General features: G+C 43.6%; 16 protein-coding genes. 6 read left to right on the top strand and 10 right to left on the bottom strand.

Going from position 1 to position 14,408, the window contains the following annotated elements; genetic code table 11:
* Positions 1–30: 30 nt before the first annotated feature.
* Genes arsC through QSH61_RS07375 form a run of 3 tightly spaced genes read left to right on the top strand, consistent with a single transcriptional unit; the run spans position 31 to position 1,363 of the window.
* Entirely contained in the window at positions 31–378 is a 348-nt protein-coding gene (arsC, locus tag QSH61_RS07385; RefSeq protein WP_010606504.1) for an arsenate reductase (glutaredoxin), read from the top strand.
* Entirely contained in the window at positions 378–929 is a 552-nt protein-coding gene (gene wrbA / locus QSH61_RS07380) for an NAD(P)H:quinone oxidoreductase (protein ID WP_010606503.1), read from the top strand. The genes arsC and wrbA overlap by 1 nt, the downstream gene beginning before the upstream one ends.
* The gene (locus QSH61_RS07375) at positions 926–1,363 is read left to right on the top strand and encodes a DUF2069 domain-containing protein (protein WP_010606502.1); all 438 of its coding nucleotides are present in this window, start codon (positions 926–928) and stop codon (positions 1,361–1,363) included. The genes wrbA and QSH61_RS07375 overlap by 4 nt, the downstream gene beginning before the upstream one ends.
* 94 nt (positions 1,364–1,457) lie before the next feature.
* On the opposite strand, the gene QSH61_RS07370 is transcribed toward QSH61_RS07375, so the two are convergent.
* Positions 1,458–2,792: an ankyrin repeat domain-containing protein gene (locus QSH61_RS07370; RefSeq protein ID WP_174170953.1), complete on the bottom strand. Its 1,335-nt coding sequence runs from the start codon at positions 2,790–2,792 to the stop codon at positions 1,458–1,460.
* A gap of 145 nt (positions 2,793–2,937) precedes the next feature.
* Between QSH61_RS07370 and QSH61_RS07365 the strand changes: the two genes are divergently transcribed.
* Entirely contained in the window at positions 2,938–3,144 is a 207-nt protein-coding gene (locus tag QSH61_RS07365; RefSeq protein ID WP_010606500.1) for a DUF2897 family protein, read from the top strand.
* 35 nt (positions 3,145–3,179) lie between these two features.
* Here QSH61_RS07365 and QSH61_RS07360 read toward each other — a convergent pair whose 3' ends face one another.
* Complete coding sequence (locus QSH61_RS07360) at positions 3,180–3,590, bottom strand: hypothetical protein (RefSeq protein WP_017218873.1); 411 nt, start codon at positions 3,588–3,590, stop codon at positions 3,180–3,182.
* Between the two features lie 106 nt (positions 3,591–3,696).
* Positions 3,697–4,854 carry an endonuclease/exonuclease/phosphatase family protein gene (locus QSH61_RS07355; RefSeq protein WP_206471633.1) on the bottom strand — a complete coding sequence of 386 codons (1,158 nt, stop codon included), beginning with the start codon at positions 4,852–4,854 and terminating at the stop codon, positions 3,697–3,699.
* 166 nt (positions 4,855–5,020) lie between these two features.
* On the opposite strand from QSH61_RS07355, the gene QSH61_RS07350 reads away from it, so the two are divergent.
* Positions 5,021–7,039 carry an ATP-binding protein gene (locus QSH61_RS07350; protein ID WP_206471632.1) on the top strand — a complete coding sequence of 673 codons (2,019 nt, stop codon included), beginning with the start codon at positions 5,021–5,023 and terminating at the stop codon, positions 7,037–7,039.
* Positions 7,040–7,084: 45 nt separating this feature from the next.
* Here the strand turns inward: QSH61_RS07350 and QSH61_RS07345 are convergent, their stop codons facing one another.
* The 4 genes from QSH61_RS07345 to QSH61_RS07330 all read right to left on the bottom strand — a co-directional run bounded on the left by QSH61_RS07345 (position 7,085) and on the right by QSH61_RS07330 (position 12,188).
* On the bottom strand, positions 7,085–8,056 hold the full coding sequence (locus tag QSH61_RS07345; RefSeq protein WP_010375495.1) for an ATP-grasp domain-containing protein: 972 nt from the start codon (positions 8,054–8,056) through the stop codon (positions 7,085–7,087).
* A gap of 169 nt (positions 8,057–8,225) precedes the next feature.
* A complete protein-coding gene (locus QSH61_RS07340) occupies positions 8,226–9,515 on the bottom strand; it encodes a Glu/Leu/Phe/Val family dehydrogenase (protein ID WP_174170956.1) in 1,290 nt (429 codons plus the stop codon).
* A gap of 86 nt (positions 9,516–9,601) precedes the next feature.
* A complete protein-coding gene (locus QSH61_RS07335) occupies positions 9,602–11,575 on the bottom strand; it encodes a UvrD-helicase domain-containing protein (protein WP_206471631.1) in 1,974 nt (657 codons plus the stop codon).
* Positions 11,576–11,726: 151 nt separating this feature from the next.
* Positions 11,727–12,188, bottom strand: coding sequence for an HPP family protein (locus tag QSH61_RS07330; RefSeq protein ID WP_010375489.1), 462 nt, complete (start codon positions 12,186–12,188; stop codon positions 11,727–11,729).
* A gap of 110 nt (positions 12,189–12,298) precedes the next feature.
* Here QSH61_RS07330 and QSH61_RS07325 point away from each other — a divergent pair, with 110 nt between their 5' ends.
* A complete protein-coding gene (locus tag QSH61_RS07325; RefSeq protein WP_174170958.1) occupies positions 12,299–12,829 on the top strand; it encodes a TetR/AcrR family transcriptional regulator in 531 nt (176 codons plus the stop codon).
* Here QSH61_RS07325 and QSH61_RS07320 read toward each other — a convergent pair.
* The 3 genes from QSH61_RS07320 to cyoE form a co-directional block, all read right to left on the bottom strand.
* Entirely contained in the window at positions 12,819–13,130 is a 312-nt protein-coding gene (locus QSH61_RS07320) for a YciI family protein (RefSeq protein WP_045989089.1), read from the bottom strand. The two genes, QSH61_RS07325 and QSH61_RS07320, sit on opposite strands and share 11 nt — an antisense overlap.
* A 20-nt stretch (positions 13,131–13,150) precedes the next feature.
* Positions 13,151–13,378: a hypothetical protein gene (locus QSH61_RS07315; protein WP_017218863.1), complete on the bottom strand. Its 228-nt coding sequence runs from the start codon at positions 13,376–13,378 to the stop codon at positions 13,151–13,153.
* Positions 13,379–13,516: 138 nt separating this feature from the next.
* Entirely contained in the window at positions 13,517–14,395 is an 879-nt protein-coding gene (gene cyoE, locus QSH61_RS07310; protein WP_010606490.1) for a heme o synthase, read from the bottom strand.
* Positions 14,396–14,408: the final 13 nt, after the last annotated feature.

Below are 14,408 nucleotides of genomic sequence, written 5' to 3'. Positions count from 1 at the left end.
TCCGTTTACATTACGAATTAGAGCGAAATCATGTCAGTAGAAATCTATCACAACCCGCGTTGTTCAAAATCACGTGAAACCCTAGCTTTACTAGAGTCCAATGGCGTTAATCCTACCGTTATTGAATACCTAAAGACGCCAATCGATAGTGACACTTTGGCTAATTTACTTTCTAAACTTGGATTTAGTTCTGCTCATCAGCTTGTACGTAGCAAAGAAACGCTCTACAAAGAGCTTGGACTATCGAAAGAGTCGGATGAAGCGACACTGCGCACTGCCATGCTTGAAAACCCTAAACTGATTGAGCGTCCTATCGTTGTTAAAGGTGATAAGGCGGCGATTGGCAGGCCTCCAGAGTCGGTGCTTAATATCCTGTAATGAGTAAAATTCTTATTTTATACCACTCCAGTCATGGCTCTGTGGCGAATATGGCGCACGAATTTGCAGACACCATAGTGTCACAAGGTGGTGAAGCCATAGTGCGCGTATTTGAGAAGCGCCAAGACCATGATGTGATCGTAACAAAGCAAGACTTAGTAGCATGCGACGGGTTAGCGTTCGGTACTCCAACACGCTTTGGCATGATGGCAGCCCAAGCGAAAGCGTTTTGGGAAACCACCAGCGATTTGTGGCTTAAAGGCACGCTCATCGATAAACCAGCCTGCGTATTTTCGTCTTCAAGCAGTATGCACGGTGGCAACGAGGCTACCCTACTCAACCTCTCCTTACCGTTATTACACCACGGCATGATGTTGTTAGGTATCCCCTATGATGTTCCAGAGCTTTTGGCGACCGAAATGGGCGGAACGCCTTACGGTGCAACACATGTTGCGGGCAGCCAAAACAATGCTTCACTCACTCAAACAGAAATCAAAATTTGTCGTGCAGCAGCGAGTCGACTGCTACGCGTCGCGGAAAAGTTAACATGAATGAAATTGCAAAAAAGCCCATCACTAGACGCTTTCAACGCTTTGCGCTAGTCGGGTATTTTGGTCTTTTGATCCTGATGCCACTGTGGCTCTTCGTGCTTGCACCAAGAGAAGGTTACAGCTTGGGCTTTGTCTTTGTGGTGTACGTTTTACCTTTATTACTCCCGCTTAAAGGTATTTTACAAGATAAGCCATACACTTATGCGTGGGCAAACTTTGTCGTAATGTTTTATTTTATCCACGGCTTTACCCTTTTATGGACATCTCCAGACGAGCTATTGTTAGTCCTGCTTGAGATTGGCTTTGCAACGTCCATGTTTATTGGTTGCACTTACTATGCAAGACACAGAGGCCAAGAGTTAGGGTTGAAGATCCGCAAGTTAAAAGAAGACCTTGCTGACGAAAAGGCAGCGCACGAGCATAAAGAGTCATAATCTCGCTCGCATAACTCCATTAAAAAAGCGCAGTCTTCAATGAAGTAACTGCGCTTTTTAGCATCAATCCGTCAGCTTAGTTCGTTACTGTAAGCTACTGCAACGATAGTACGGCTATCAACACCAATACTGAAAACAATACCTGCACACCAATACTAAGCCATGCTAACGCATTTACCCCGATCAGTGACCAAGGCGTTGAGCTGTTTGGGTATAGAGGGTTGCTGCGTTTACGCCTCGCAAAAACAAAAATTGCGATAGAAGCTGCCGTAGTGAAAAGTGTTGCGATGGTTTTTTCATCCACCTCATCAGTAAAGAATAAAAATAACTGCAGCGGTAGCAAAATAGCAGCAAAGGCATAAAGAATATGGACAGTTTTTATTTTTTGATACTTTGCCTCATTAGAAAGCTCGATAATACCGTGCTGCTCAAATGTTTGCTTAGAAGTAAGCGCCTGATTTTTCATAGCCACACGGTATGGGGTGTCGCCATGAATATCCGCAAGCGTCGGGTCATCACCATGTTCAAAAATCATTTCGATCATAGCTGCAGAGTTCGATGCCGCCGCATAGTGCATTAAGTTCCTGCCCGATTCGTCCAATTCATTTACTTTATGGTGCGGCAACATGGTTTCAACCGCGCTCACGAAGCCATTTTCAACCGCTAACATAATAGCTGAGCGCCCACTGCTATCTCTCGCAGTTCCTGTCGCGCCCTGCGTGACTAAGGTGATAATCGCTGATTGCTTCACCTGTTGTTGGGTTAGCTGGAACAATAGCGCTTGTTCCAAAAGACCCGTTACTTCATCTTTGTCACACATAGTGCAAAGCAGCTCAAAAGTCTGCTGTCCATCCAGCAAACTATCTGTTGCTAGTTTAGCCGTGGCTGCTCGGTCAAGCAGACAAGTATCAATATGAGTCAATAGTGCCGCATGTGTTGCCTCCGAGCTGTTGCACCACAGAGAAACAATTTCTTTCGCGCTAAACTTAAGCCCTTTCTCCAGTAGCCATATCAGCGTTTTTTCATAATGTTTGTCACAGAGCAACTCTACAAACGATAAGCTTTGCTCTTGCACCTGAGCTTGAATATCAGAGTACTGGCCAAGACGCTGAATGAGTGTTTTTATTAGCTCATCCTGATCAGTATCATTTTCCTCAATGTGTTGAATTACGCTATTAACGTATTGACGCTGTTTATCGTCATAGTCATCAATATGCTGAAAATAACAGGCTTCGAACGGCTCTAGCGGTCGTAACCAAGCGAGGTAAAATAAAGGAGGTAGAACAGTGGTCGTTACGCCCTGCTCATCTTTCATTTGTTGGCAATTCGGCCATGCCTCTATGGCATCTAGAATGTAAGCACCGTTTTGTTCGATTAACCCCTTTAACAGCATGGGATACTGAGCAGGCCAAATTAACACTTGTTCCATGAATGCGCTATTATCCTCAGAATGTAAATATATGCAGCATAATTATCGCGAAATGACTAGGTGGTGAATAATATCAACAGTCGCGCTAAAATGCTCACCTATTTCAGGACAAATTTAAAAAATAGGGCTTTTTTGAGGAGCTAGAATGGGCAATCAATTAGAAACATGGCAAGTGGTCTTGATCATTGCTGGCGTGTTAGGGGTGATTTGGAGCAATATTGCGTTGTTAAAGTATTCCGCCAAATTTGAAATGAAAAAGAAAATAGACGAGCAAACGGCACCTTTTGACAAAGATAAAGTAACATCCAAAAACAACACGCCTCAAAACAATCCAAAAAAGGATGAAGATTGAAGCATGTTGCGACGTTAGACGTGCTGACTAATCATTCATCCACATTTGAAATTTAATCGCACATCATAAGGCTTACCGAGCGCACCATCGGCTATTCCTCCACCTATGGTCATTGCAGCCCCTGCATCATCAACACTATTTCGACCAAAAATCCACATCGCCATACCGGCAGCCTCAACGGCGTTAGCTACGCCTTTTTGCGTGATATAAGTACTCTCAGGCGTATCGCTGTTATAAATGATATCTAGATTCACAACATACGCGACCATATCAGCTTGTTTGCAATAGTGTCTAGCCTGCTTTAATGCTTCTTTACTACCCGCATCACGGCTGTCGGAAAATAACATAATATTATGCACACCATCAGACGATGGACGCACATCATCATGATGAGCACACCCAGATAACCAAACCGCTAAACCAACACTTAATAGAATTCTTTTCATCACACTCTCCTATTCATTAAGCGCAAGCTTAGAGGTTATTTCGGTTTAGTTCCGTTAGTCATTGTTTAAATTTGTAGTAAGCGACACGGTTGACCAATCACTGAGCTCACTTAACTTCCACGTCCACCCAAACTAGGCGATGATCGGAGCTGGCATGACGACTTTCCACTAAACGGAATAATTCATCTTCTTTGCTTGGCCAGAAAACCCCGCTGCGAAGTACTCGAAAGCCGAACTTGGATGGTAGTACGTAATCTACGCGTGCCCCCCAATGTGCGGTATAACTGCGACTCGCACTTTCCTTGCTATGTTCACTTCCGCCTCTACTCGTTGGCGCTAAGTCCGAGAATACTTTAGGGTTATCTAATAATTGTTCTATCACACCAGGTCTATGTTTATCCCCTGTATCGGCAGCATTTAAATCACCGACAATGACAAACCGTGTATCATTTTTAAGGCCACCTTTAACGCCATTATCATCATAAATGTACTGGCTACGTTTAGGGTCGATATAATCGGCCATTAAGCGGATCTCATCGTGATTTCTGTTGCCATTTCTATCCTCTTCACCATCAAAAACTGGAGGCGTTGGATGCATCGCCAGCAGGTGAAATAATTTACCGTTCACTTCAATTGGCAGATCCCAGTGAGATTTTGAGCTTAGTCTCAAATTTTGCCACTCTTGCTCACTATACCAAGGCTGTTTCGTCACAGGGTCTGTTGTGACCTTATGGTCTGGCATATCTTTCCAAAGAAAGGTCTGCAGAGTTCGGGCCTGCTCTTTTTTAATCGGGTACTTTGACAGTACAACCATCCCATATTGCCCCTCATATAAACCAAACCCTTGGGCATCACCGCCATAACTAGATTGCTTGCCGTCATTATCTAAATCATACGGTGTTGGTAATCCAGTATTGACTGGCGCAATATAAAAGTAAGGATACGATATCGGCTGCTGATCCGCTTGAGGTTGTGCTAGATAGTTATTTACAAATGCCTGTACACCTTTATTTGGTTCAGCGATGTAATCAAATTCATTAAGTAGAATCACATCTGGGCGAACACGCTGAATGATTTCTGCAATATTTCTGATTTGTTGATGTTGACCATTCTGTAGCAGTTTACTGAGCTTTTGAGAGTCCAGAGCTTGCCCTTTTTGTTGATAGTTCGTTGCTTCCATACTGACATTAAAGGTAGCAACACGAAGTGTTTGTGCACTTACGACCGTTGTCATTAATAAAAAAAGTAGACCTACGTATTTCATAGACTTGCCTTAAAAAATTGTGAAAATCCCGCGTCGACTATTTTATTCATAATCCTTTGAAAAACGGAAATTATCTCGACAGATTCAAACGATTTAATGTTGGCAAGTTAGCAAAGAGCGGTTAAAGTTAAGTGATTAACTGCCTTGTACTGCCAATGTGAAATTTGTGAGTATTTTAAAACGATTACACCTCATCACCACAAACCAAGACACCACATTTGAAGAAAAAGTGACGGCGCTGCTGACACTTGGCCTCGATGTGTTTGAGCTTGATATTGCAATCGTCAGTGAAATTCAGGCTGATATATACACAGTAAGGCATGTGATCACCCCAGATAATTCTTTGTTGGTAGGTACGGATTTCGAACTGGCAAACACCTATTGCTGGCACACTTTACAAGCTGACAGCGCACTGTCTTTTCATCACGCTGGTATCAGCGAAATTGCCACTCACCCTTGCTACGCAAACTTTGGCCTAGAGAGCTACATTGGTGCGCCGATTATTGTTGATGGTAAACGCTATGGTACCGTCAACTTTTCCGCATCTAGTGCCAAAGCCCAAGCGTTCAGTCAAGAACACTTAGATTACGTGAGTTTATTAGGTCAATGGATTGGTGTTGAAATTTCTCGGCAAAAGGCGTTAAAAAAGATACAACACCGTTCACAAGCATTAGCAGCGATGAGCCGTCTTGCTGATATTGGCTCATGGGAAGTCGACTTTAAAAAGAACAAAGTGTATTGGAGCCAACAAACGCGACTCATTCATGGCGTTGATGATAACTTTACACCGACACTCGACAATGCCATCAGCTTCTATAAACCCGGCGTTCACCAAGGAAACATTAAACAAGCCATAGACGACGCCATCACCTCCAAAACCAAATGGGACATAGAATCCATTATTATTGATGCCAACGGCAACGAAAAGTGGGTCGCCTCTCACGGTCAAGGTGAATATGAAAATGGTGAATGCGTTCGGGTTTTTGGTGCCATTCAAGATATCGATGAACAAGTCAAAATGCGTATTGCATTGGAGCAAAAGCGCGAAGAAGCGGAGCAACTTCTTAAGACTCGAAGTGAATTTATCGCCAAAATCAGCCATGAATTAAGAACCCCGCTGAATGGCTTAGTCGGCATGCTGCAAGCTTGCCGAAAAGAAACCGACATAAAAGAAATCAAGAGTAACCTGAGCGTCGCAGTCAACAGTGCAGATATGTTGATCACATTGATAAACGACGTATTAGACTTTAGTAAGTTAAATAGTAACAACCTGAAGCTAGACAATACCGCGTTTGATCTTCATCAGTTAGTCGAACAAGTTGTTGGCCTGTACAGTCCAGCCTGTCGCGAAAAAGGGCTTGCAATCAACTTCCATATTCATAAACAAGGCACAAATTGGCTCTATTCAGACCCGACGCGAGTTAAACAAATTATTGCAAACCTCGTGAGTAACGCCATCAAATTTACACCAACGGGTAGTATCGATATTTATGCCGACGTGCTGGGAAGTGAAACTTCACCGGTTCTACAATTAAGTGTCTCAGACACAGGCATAGGGATTGCTAAGACCAATCAAGTACATCTTTTTCAGCCGTTTAGCCAAGGCGATGCCAGTGTAAGTCGGCATTTTGGTGGTACTGGCCTCGGCCTTTCAATCGTATTTGAGCTCTGTAATTTGTTGCAAGGCGAAGTACAGGTAGAAAGTGAGTTGGGTAAAGGAAGTACCTTTGTCGTTACCTTCCCAATAGAGTTTGCAGACGAGACCAACGACGTACAAGAGCAAAAGACTGAAGAGCAGCATATTTCCTTATCAGAATGTAAAATCCTGCTTGTAGATGATAATCAAATCAACGTACTGGTGATGGAAAAGTTACTGAATCAGTTTGGTGCAACTCACATCGACAAAGTTTATAACGGCGAGCAAGCCGTAAAATCATGCCAAGACAAAACCTTTGATATTGTGTTTATGGATTGCGTCATGCCGATTATGGATGGCTTTGAAGCCACTCGTAGTATTCGTAGGCTGTCAAAAGAGGAACGCCAAGGACCACATATTATTGCGTTGACCGCCAATACTTCAGAGTCCGATAAGGCAGCCTGTTATGAGGCCGGCATGAATAACTTTCTGTCTAAGCCTATTCAGCTTGACGCACTAAGAAGCGCGCTTGAGCCCTTCACGCAATAAAAAAGGAGCTTGACCTAGCTCCTTTCTTGTTATGACGTAGCGGTATTATTCCGCTGCTTTTTCTTTGCTCGCTTTAGTGCCGTTACTGCTCTTCTTTGATTGACCAGTGCGATTAAAGATCCCTAAGCGAATTCGAATAAAGTGTAAAATCTCTCTCGCCACATCAATGTCTACAGCCTGTTCTAGCCCTTCAAAACCTGGACTTGAGTTTGCTTCACAAATTTTAAAATGCTCTTCATCGAATAATAAGTCGATGCCAGCAACATCTAGATTCAGGATATTAGCGGTCTGTGTTGCTAGCCATTCGATTTCAGGGGTGATCGGGTGTGGGCTACCTTTTGCACCTAAACTTACGTTGGCCTTAAAGTTCTTACCGCCAGAATTACGCTCCATACAAGCGACAGCACGGCCGCCAATGGTCAATACACGTAAGTCTCGACCATGACTCGACTTCACAAAACGCTGCAAAATGATATTTGCTTTTGGATTTGTTGCTTCAATAAGTTGCATCAAATCATCAAATTCACCGCGTGATTTTGACAAAAATACGCCGCTGCCCTGCGAGCCTGATAGCGTTTTAATCACGACTGGGAAACCAATTTGCTTCTCTACCAGTTCAATATTTACAGGGAACTTAACCAACATGGTTTTTGGTGTTGGTAAGTTTTGCTCTGCAAGGATCTGCTGCGCATACAGCTTATCTTTTACAGTTTCGATAGACTGCGAAGAGTTAAAACAATGTACGCCTAAACGCTCAAGGTGACGGATAATCGCAAGCGTAAAGTAAGTCGTGCCTGCACCCATACGCGGCAGTACAAAGTCAGGTAACGCAACCGGCTGACCATCGATTAGAATACTTTCTTCATCTTCTCTAGTTACCAATAGATCGAATTGATCAGGTGAGTAAACTTGAAGATCAATACCTTCTTCCTTTGCCACCGCCATCAATCTATCTATTTCATAAATTTCAGGTTTTAACAAACTGGCAGAGTCTTTGTAAATGATCCAACCGCGCATACGAATTGCCCCTTGAGTAGCGGAATAAGAGGGTCGCTGTTGACACGAATTGTTAAGTGAAAACACCTAAGCTGGTTCGTGTATCACCGACCCCCAAACAAAAGCGCGATTATGTGGACTCACCAGAAAACAGTACAGCAAAATAAATTTATCGACACAATCTAAAAAACTACTCACGATTTTCAAAGTAAGATTGTGTCCCGTGGGCTTCCAAGGCGCTCTCAATACGTTTTAATGCCAGTTTGTATACGGCATCTCGCATTTCAAGCCCTTCATCACTTCGCAGCTGCCACGCCGCTTCAAATGCATTCGATAAATATTGCGCCAATTTATCTTGCACAGTTTGCTCGTCCCAAGCCTCTCCTTGGCGATTCTGACACCACTCAAAATAGCTTACGATGACGCCGCCGGCATTAGCTAAAATATCAGGGATCACTATCACGCCCTGTTCATGCAAGATTTCGTCGGCGTCCGCCTCAATGGGTCCATTGGCAATTTCGACAATATATTTTGCTGATACTGCTTTGGCGTTATCTCGGGTGATTGCGCCGGATAGTGCTGCGGGCACCAAAATGTCCACATCCAGCGCAAGCAGCTCTTCATTACTCAGCACTTTATGTTCAACGCTTTCACAGACCGAATCATCACAGTACACGGCTTTAAGCGCCTTATTGCGTTGCTTTTCTTGATAAATGCTTTCTATATCTAAGCCATCTTTACAGTAAATCCCGCCTTTTGAATCGCTTACTGCAACGACTTTATAACCCGCTTGCTGCAACAGCCTTGCACAGTGATAGCCACCGTTACCAAAGCCTTGAATAGCTACCGTTTGTTCCGCTTTATTCCAATTATTTTTTTCACTAAGCCGCTCTATCATTAAAAATGCACCGCGACCCGTGGCGGACTCTCGCCCTTCACTCCCTCCAAAAATAAGCGGTTTACCAGTGATCACGGCAGGACTTTTTTTACGGACGATTTTCTCGTATTCATCCATCATCCAACCCATGATCCTGGCATTGGTGTACACATCCGGTGCGGGAATATCTTGATTGGGTCCAATAAAATCAGCATTAGCTCTAATATATGCTCGAGCAAGGCGCTCAAGCTCCATGGGACTCAGTGATTTAGGGTCAACGGTTACGGCACCTTTACCACCGCCAAATGGCACGCCAACCGCCGCACATTTTAGTGTCATCCAAAGGGCTAAAGCTTGCACCTCACTCATATCAGATTCTTGATGGAAGCGTATTCCGCCTTTTGTTGGGCCTAGCAAATCATTGTATTGACAACGATACGCCTTAAAATAATCAAGCTTACCGTTGTCACGACGAATTGAAATGTTGCTCGACAGCGTTCTTTGAGGCTGGGCTAACGCTTGATAGGTAGACTCGTTAACTCCTGTTTTTTCGACTATATGGTTTAATCTTTTCAACGCGTCTTTTAGTAGATCCGTACTCATCCTTTCCTCGCTTATGTTTTAATTCAACAAGTAATTGTATGAGTGCCTGGCGCAAAAAGATCAAGTCCATCAACAGGGATTAATAATTATGCGATTTCCTCTAAAAAGTAGGAAGGTGTATCATTTGGTGCTAATAAAAAGCATTGTTTCTTCGCTCTAGTTAACGCCACATAGAATAAGCGTCGCTCTTCTGCGTCAGGAAATGCCCCTTGTGCTGGTAAAAGCGCATCGACAAATGCTGGCGTTTTTACCTGTGACGGAAAGTTTCTATGCTTGAGACCAAATACTATCGTAAAGTCTGCTTCAGACCCTTTGGCACCGTGAAAGGTGTTATGTGAAATAATAAGCTCTGGATAGAGTTGCCGCCACTGCGCAATTTTTGATTTATCAGGTAATGCTCTATGATTTCTCGCCAGTAAGGCAACGGAAGTTTTCCCCTCATTGCGCTGCTCAATATGATTGAGCAGTTGTTGCGCCTGCGACAATTCATCATCAACCATCACTTTCACTACGCCCTGTCCTGCCACGCCTGTGGTATGAGAAGTGATATGCTTGGTTATTTGTTCTGGATTGCGGCAAATAAACTCACTCGCCGTGTCTAAAATGGTTTGAGGATAACGGAATGTTTTATCCAAATATGTGGTCGTTGACTTACCAAAATACCGAGTAAACTCGGTAGTTAGGCGCATATCGCCACCACTAAAGCGATAAATAGCCTGCCAATCATCACCAACGGCGAACAATTGCGAGCCGGCTTTTTTATCTAGCAACACCTGAATGAGCTTTGCCCGCACACGGGAGATGTCTTGAAATTCGTCGACCAAGATGAACTTCCACGGTGAAATAAACTGACCAGACTCTACGTAATAAATAGCCCGCTCCAGCATGTCATCGAAATCGATGCTAGATTCATTGCTTAGATACAGCTGATATTCCGCAAGAACTGGCATGATCACACTCATTTGATTGCTAAATTGCGTCAGCAGTTGCTCAACCTCCCCCATTATTTGAGCATGCTTCATCAATGGTAATACCTGACTTATCAGGTCTATCGCCTGTGACGCTTGCTGTGTGCTCGAACTTTTCAGAAATAGTGCAAAATCTCGCTCAAAGTGGCTTTCTTGTCGCAACGACTGCACGGTGTCTGCAATAAATTGTTTAAATAGTTTTTTATCCGTTGCTAGATTTGAAATTGTCGGCTTTTCCCCGGTAACCGCTTCGATGATCTGCATGCCAAGCGAATGAAAGGTAGAGCAATTTAAGGTATTACAGAGAGGCCGACAGCGCTGACGCATCTCCGTCGCGGCATCATTACCATACGCAAGCAACAACAGCTCATTCGCCTGAGCTAATTTACGATGCAAGAGATACCCAACTTTGGCCTTGATAACGCTTGTCTTACCCGTGCCTGCGCCAGCAAGCAGTAATTGCCTGTCATCTTGGATCACACAAGCCTTACGCTGAGCTAGCGTAAGGGGATTTGATTCAATGCTGTCAAAATAGTTGGCGTCTTTTGCCAAGTAGTGTTCGACAAAAGCAGACTGAAATTCCGCAACCTCACGCTCATTCCAAAGTGCAATTTCTCGCACTGTTGCTACTTGAGGCTTTAACGAACTTGGTACGATATTGTCATCTAGGTGCTGCCAGCTGGACCATAAGGCACCGCAAACATGACGCACTAAACTTTGATTATGATGGCTAAGATATCGACGCGTTAATAATTGCTCAATTTTACGAACTTTGACTTGCAAGTGCTTGCCATGGTGTAAAATCCAAAGTCGTTGCAATTGTTGCACTAACTCATCTGCACCTTGATTTTTAACACTTAACACATAGGTCTCGTGACCCTGTTTGATCAGGACTTTTTGAGCAAGCCAACCACGCTGAGGTGCTGGTGGAACTGTCATAGCGCTAAAGGGGATGAAACTGTCAGCAGATTTCGACTTAAGGTGGAGGCCTTCTTTCGTACATTTGGCACCACGTACCCCATAAAACAGCCGACTAAAGAGATGTAATGCTATCAATTGGTCAATCAGACAAAGTAATTCCGTTGCAGCCATGCTAGCACGAAACCCAAAAACGCGCTTAATGAAATTTTGTCATCGCTATTTATTTTTTATTAATTTCAATGAACTAATCTAATACCTAGCTAACAGATTGTGCGACTCAATATTTGAGAAGGCAGGCGAATAAGGCCTGCACATCAACATATCAAGCAGCTGTTATTGTAGTTAGCTTTGTTTTAGCCGCTAACGTTGCTTTACCAACCAGTACGAGTACCACTGCACCAATAATCACAGGCGTAAATAAAAAGCTCCATCCCTCCAGTGCCAACATGATCAGTATTGGATTTGCGCCAGCCGGTGGGTGGGTGGTTTTTGTTACTAACATACTAAATACGCCAAGCCCCGTTGCTAATGCCAAAGTGAATTCGTTAACACCGATATACTGCGCAAAAATAATCCCGATTGTTGCGGTAATGATATGTCCAAAGATGACGTTTTTAGGCTGCGCTAGTGGACTTTCGGGCACACCAAATACCAGCACTGCCGTTGCGCCCAAAGGTGCCATTAAAAAAATATGCTCAGCACTTATCGTTTGACTAAACGCCAATATTGCAATTGCGATAAACGCCCCCGCTCCAGCAATTAAAGCAAGTTGTATTTCTCTCATTGTATTCTTTCCCTTTCCAAAAAGTAGACCAACTTGTCTACCCCGCAAATGGTAGACAAGTTGGTCTACTTCTGTCAACCTATAATCACGGTAATAAACATGACTGACTGATGAGTACAAAAAGACAACAACTGATCGATTGCGCAATGGACCTGTTCTATCAACATGGCATTCATGCCATTGGCATTAACGAAGTATTAAAGTCATCTGGCATTGCTAAAAAAACCCTGTACAACCATTTTGAGAGTAAAGAGGCACTGGTGCTTGCAACACTTGAGCAGCGGCATCACCTATTTATATCTTGGTTATCTCGTTGCCTCGAAAATGCTCGAACGAATGAACAGCTCACAGAGCAGCTATTTTCAGCGCTAGATCAGTGGATTAATAACAAAGTGGCAGTGCTGGGCGATTTTCGTGGTTGTTACTTTATCAACACGGCGGCAGAATTTGGTGAGCTTACCAATCCAATAAATCAACTATGCCAGCGGCACAAACTTGCGGTAAAAGCGTTACTTAAACAAGCGCTCAACGACGCTGATGATGCCGCTGTCGAGCGCCTGTTTCTATTGAGCGAAGGGATTATTTCAACGGCCTATACCTGTCACGATACGGATGTGGCCAAGCGGGCACTCAAGAATTAAGGTATTTCTCCACTTCTGTAAAGCAAGATGCAAACTTGCTTGGCACAAACTCGATAATGTCATACCGAGCCACTTCGGCGACATAAAAGGGATCTTGACGAACAATATCAAGTAGTTCAGCTTCACTACTCGCCTTTGCCAAAATAACCCCACCAGTTCGTGGGATTTTTCTGCCAGAGGCGATAAAAGTACCATTGGCATAGAAGCGATCTAAAAACGCAATATGAGGGGCGAGCAGCGGCTCTACCTGTTCAATTTCGGTAACATAAGTAAGGTTAACAATAAATATCGAAGCTGACATTAAGCTATTTTCCTGTGTAATTATGGTTCTGATTTGGGTGCTTTTTTACGTTGTTCTTGTTTGGCTTTCGCGACATTTTTAAAAACGGGTGGTGGAATAGGAAAAAGAGAGATGAGCGGCATTAAAGCCAAAAATAGATAGGCGCCTTTTGGCATTTTTTTGGCCCATAGCACGACCTTAAAAAGTAAAAAGGACGCGATAAAAATCGCCGTAAATAACAACAATACTTCTGTGATCCCTATATCCATTATTATCTTCTCATCTATTCAATAAGCTGGATATGGAGATAAAATGGGTAAAAAGCAAGCGACGTAAAACAAATAAGATAAGAACGAAAAAAGGCCCCGTGGGCCTTTGGATTTTAGTTACTTTGGGATAATCTGCGATCAGTACAGCATCGCAGAAACTGTGCTGTGATTATCAATCGCCATCGCGATACTTAGGACTGTGATATTGACTATTGAGAATGCAAATACTTGCCTCGCCCAACCATGTAAATCTAAGTCTCTTTGGTATCCTTTTAGCGCCATCAATAACCACCAAAAACTGGTTGTACAGGCCACCGCCATAAATGCTATGCCGGTATAACCGCTAAGCGGTAGTAACATCACCACCAGTGCATAAATGGCGATATACAAAACAATATGATGCTTAGCCTTCTCAACACCTTGCGCGACTGGCAACACCGGAATATTCGCGGCCCGGTAATCTTCAAAACGGAAAATCGCAATGGCATAAGAGTGCGGCATTTGCCAAAGACAAAACATCAATAATAAAATGGCAGCGCCAGAGTCAAACACCCCGCTTACTGCGCAGTAACCAACCACAGGAGGCACTGCCCCTGACAGGCTACCAACCACCGTGCCATACACTGAGTTTCGTTTCATGTATAAGCTGTAAACACCGACATAAATAAAAAAACCAAATGCGGCAAAACTCAGCGCAATCCAATTGGTGAAATAGGCTAAGAGCCCAAAGCCAGATAATCCGAGTACCAGACTATGTGACAGTGCAGCAACTGAGGAAATTTCCCCAGTTACTGTCACGCGAGTTTTAGTACGGGCCATTGCCGCATCGATATCCCTGTCGATGACATTATTAACTACACAACCTGACGCAACGACTAAAGATAGCCCTAGTAGAGTCAAGGCAAATAGCAGCCAATCAACTTCACCTCGAGAGGCCAATAAAAAGCCTCCTGCGACTGAAATCAAGTTTCCCATAATGATCCCAGGTTTTGTCACCTGAAAATAACGACGCAGCATGACTACTCTCCTG

The sequence above is a fragment of the Pseudoalteromonas sp. JC3 genome (assembly GCF_030291895.1).
GTDB lineage: Bacteria > Pseudomonadota > Gammaproteobacteria > Enterobacterales > Alteromonadaceae > Pseudoalteromonas.
The sequence above is the reverse complement of the archived record's forward strand: the minus strand, read 5'-3'. Positions and strand labels throughout refer to the sequence as shown.

Coding starts and splice junctions, on each gene's coding strand:
- arsC (WP_010606504.1), top strand. CDS start 31: ATGTCAGTAGAAATCTATCACAACCCGCGTTGTTCAAAATCACGTGAA.
- wrbA (WP_010606503.1), top strand. CDS start 378: ATGAGTAAAATTCTTATTTTATACCACTCCAGTCATGGCTCTGTGGCG.
- QSH61_RS07375 (WP_010606502.1), top strand. CDS start 926: ATGAATGAAATTGCAAAAAAGCCCATCACTAGACGCTTTCAACGCTTT.
- QSH61_RS07370 (WP_174170953.1), bottom strand. CDS start 2,792: ATGGAACAAGTGTTAATTTGGCCTGCTCAGTATCCCATGCTGTTAAAG.
- QSH61_RS07365 (WP_010606500.1), top strand. CDS start 2,938: ATGGGCAATCAATTAGAAACATGGCAAGTGGTCTTGATCATTGCTGGC.
- QSH61_RS07360 (WP_017218873.1), bottom strand. CDS start 3,590: ATGAAAAGAATTCTATTAAGTGTTGGTTTAGCGGTTTGGTTATCTGGG.
- QSH61_RS07355 (WP_206471633.1), bottom strand. CDS start 4,854: ATGAAATACGTAGGTCTACTTTTTTTATTAATGACAACGGTCGTAAGT.
- QSH61_RS07345 (WP_010375495.1), bottom strand. CDS start 8,056: ATGCGCGGTTGGATCATTTACAAAGACTCTGCCAGTTTGTTAAAACCT.
- QSH61_RS07340 (WP_174170956.1), bottom strand. CDS start 9,515: ATGAGTACGGATCTACTAAAAGACGCGTTGAAAAGATTAAACCATATA.
- QSH61_RS07335 (WP_206471631.1), bottom strand. CDS start 11,575: ATGGCTGCAACGGAATTACTTTGTCTGATTGACCAATTGATAGCATTA.
- QSH61_RS07330 (WP_010375489.1), bottom strand. CDS start 12,188: ATGAGAGAAATACAACTTGCTTTAATTGCTGGAGCGGGGGCGTTTATC.
- QSH61_RS07325 (WP_174170958.1), top strand. CDS start 12,299: ATGAGTACAAAAAGACAACAACTGATCGATTGCGCAATGGACCTGTTC.
- QSH61_RS07320 (WP_045989089.1), bottom strand. CDS start 13,130: ATGTCAGCTTCGATATTTATTGTTAACCTTACTTATGTTACCGAAATT.
- QSH61_RS07315 (WP_017218863.1), bottom strand. CDS start 13,378: ATGGATATAGGGATCACAGAAGTATTGTTGTTATTTACGGCGATTTTT.
- cyoE (WP_010606490.1), bottom strand. CDS start 14,395: ATGCTGCGTCGTTATTTTCAGGTGACAAAACCTGGGATCATTATGGGA.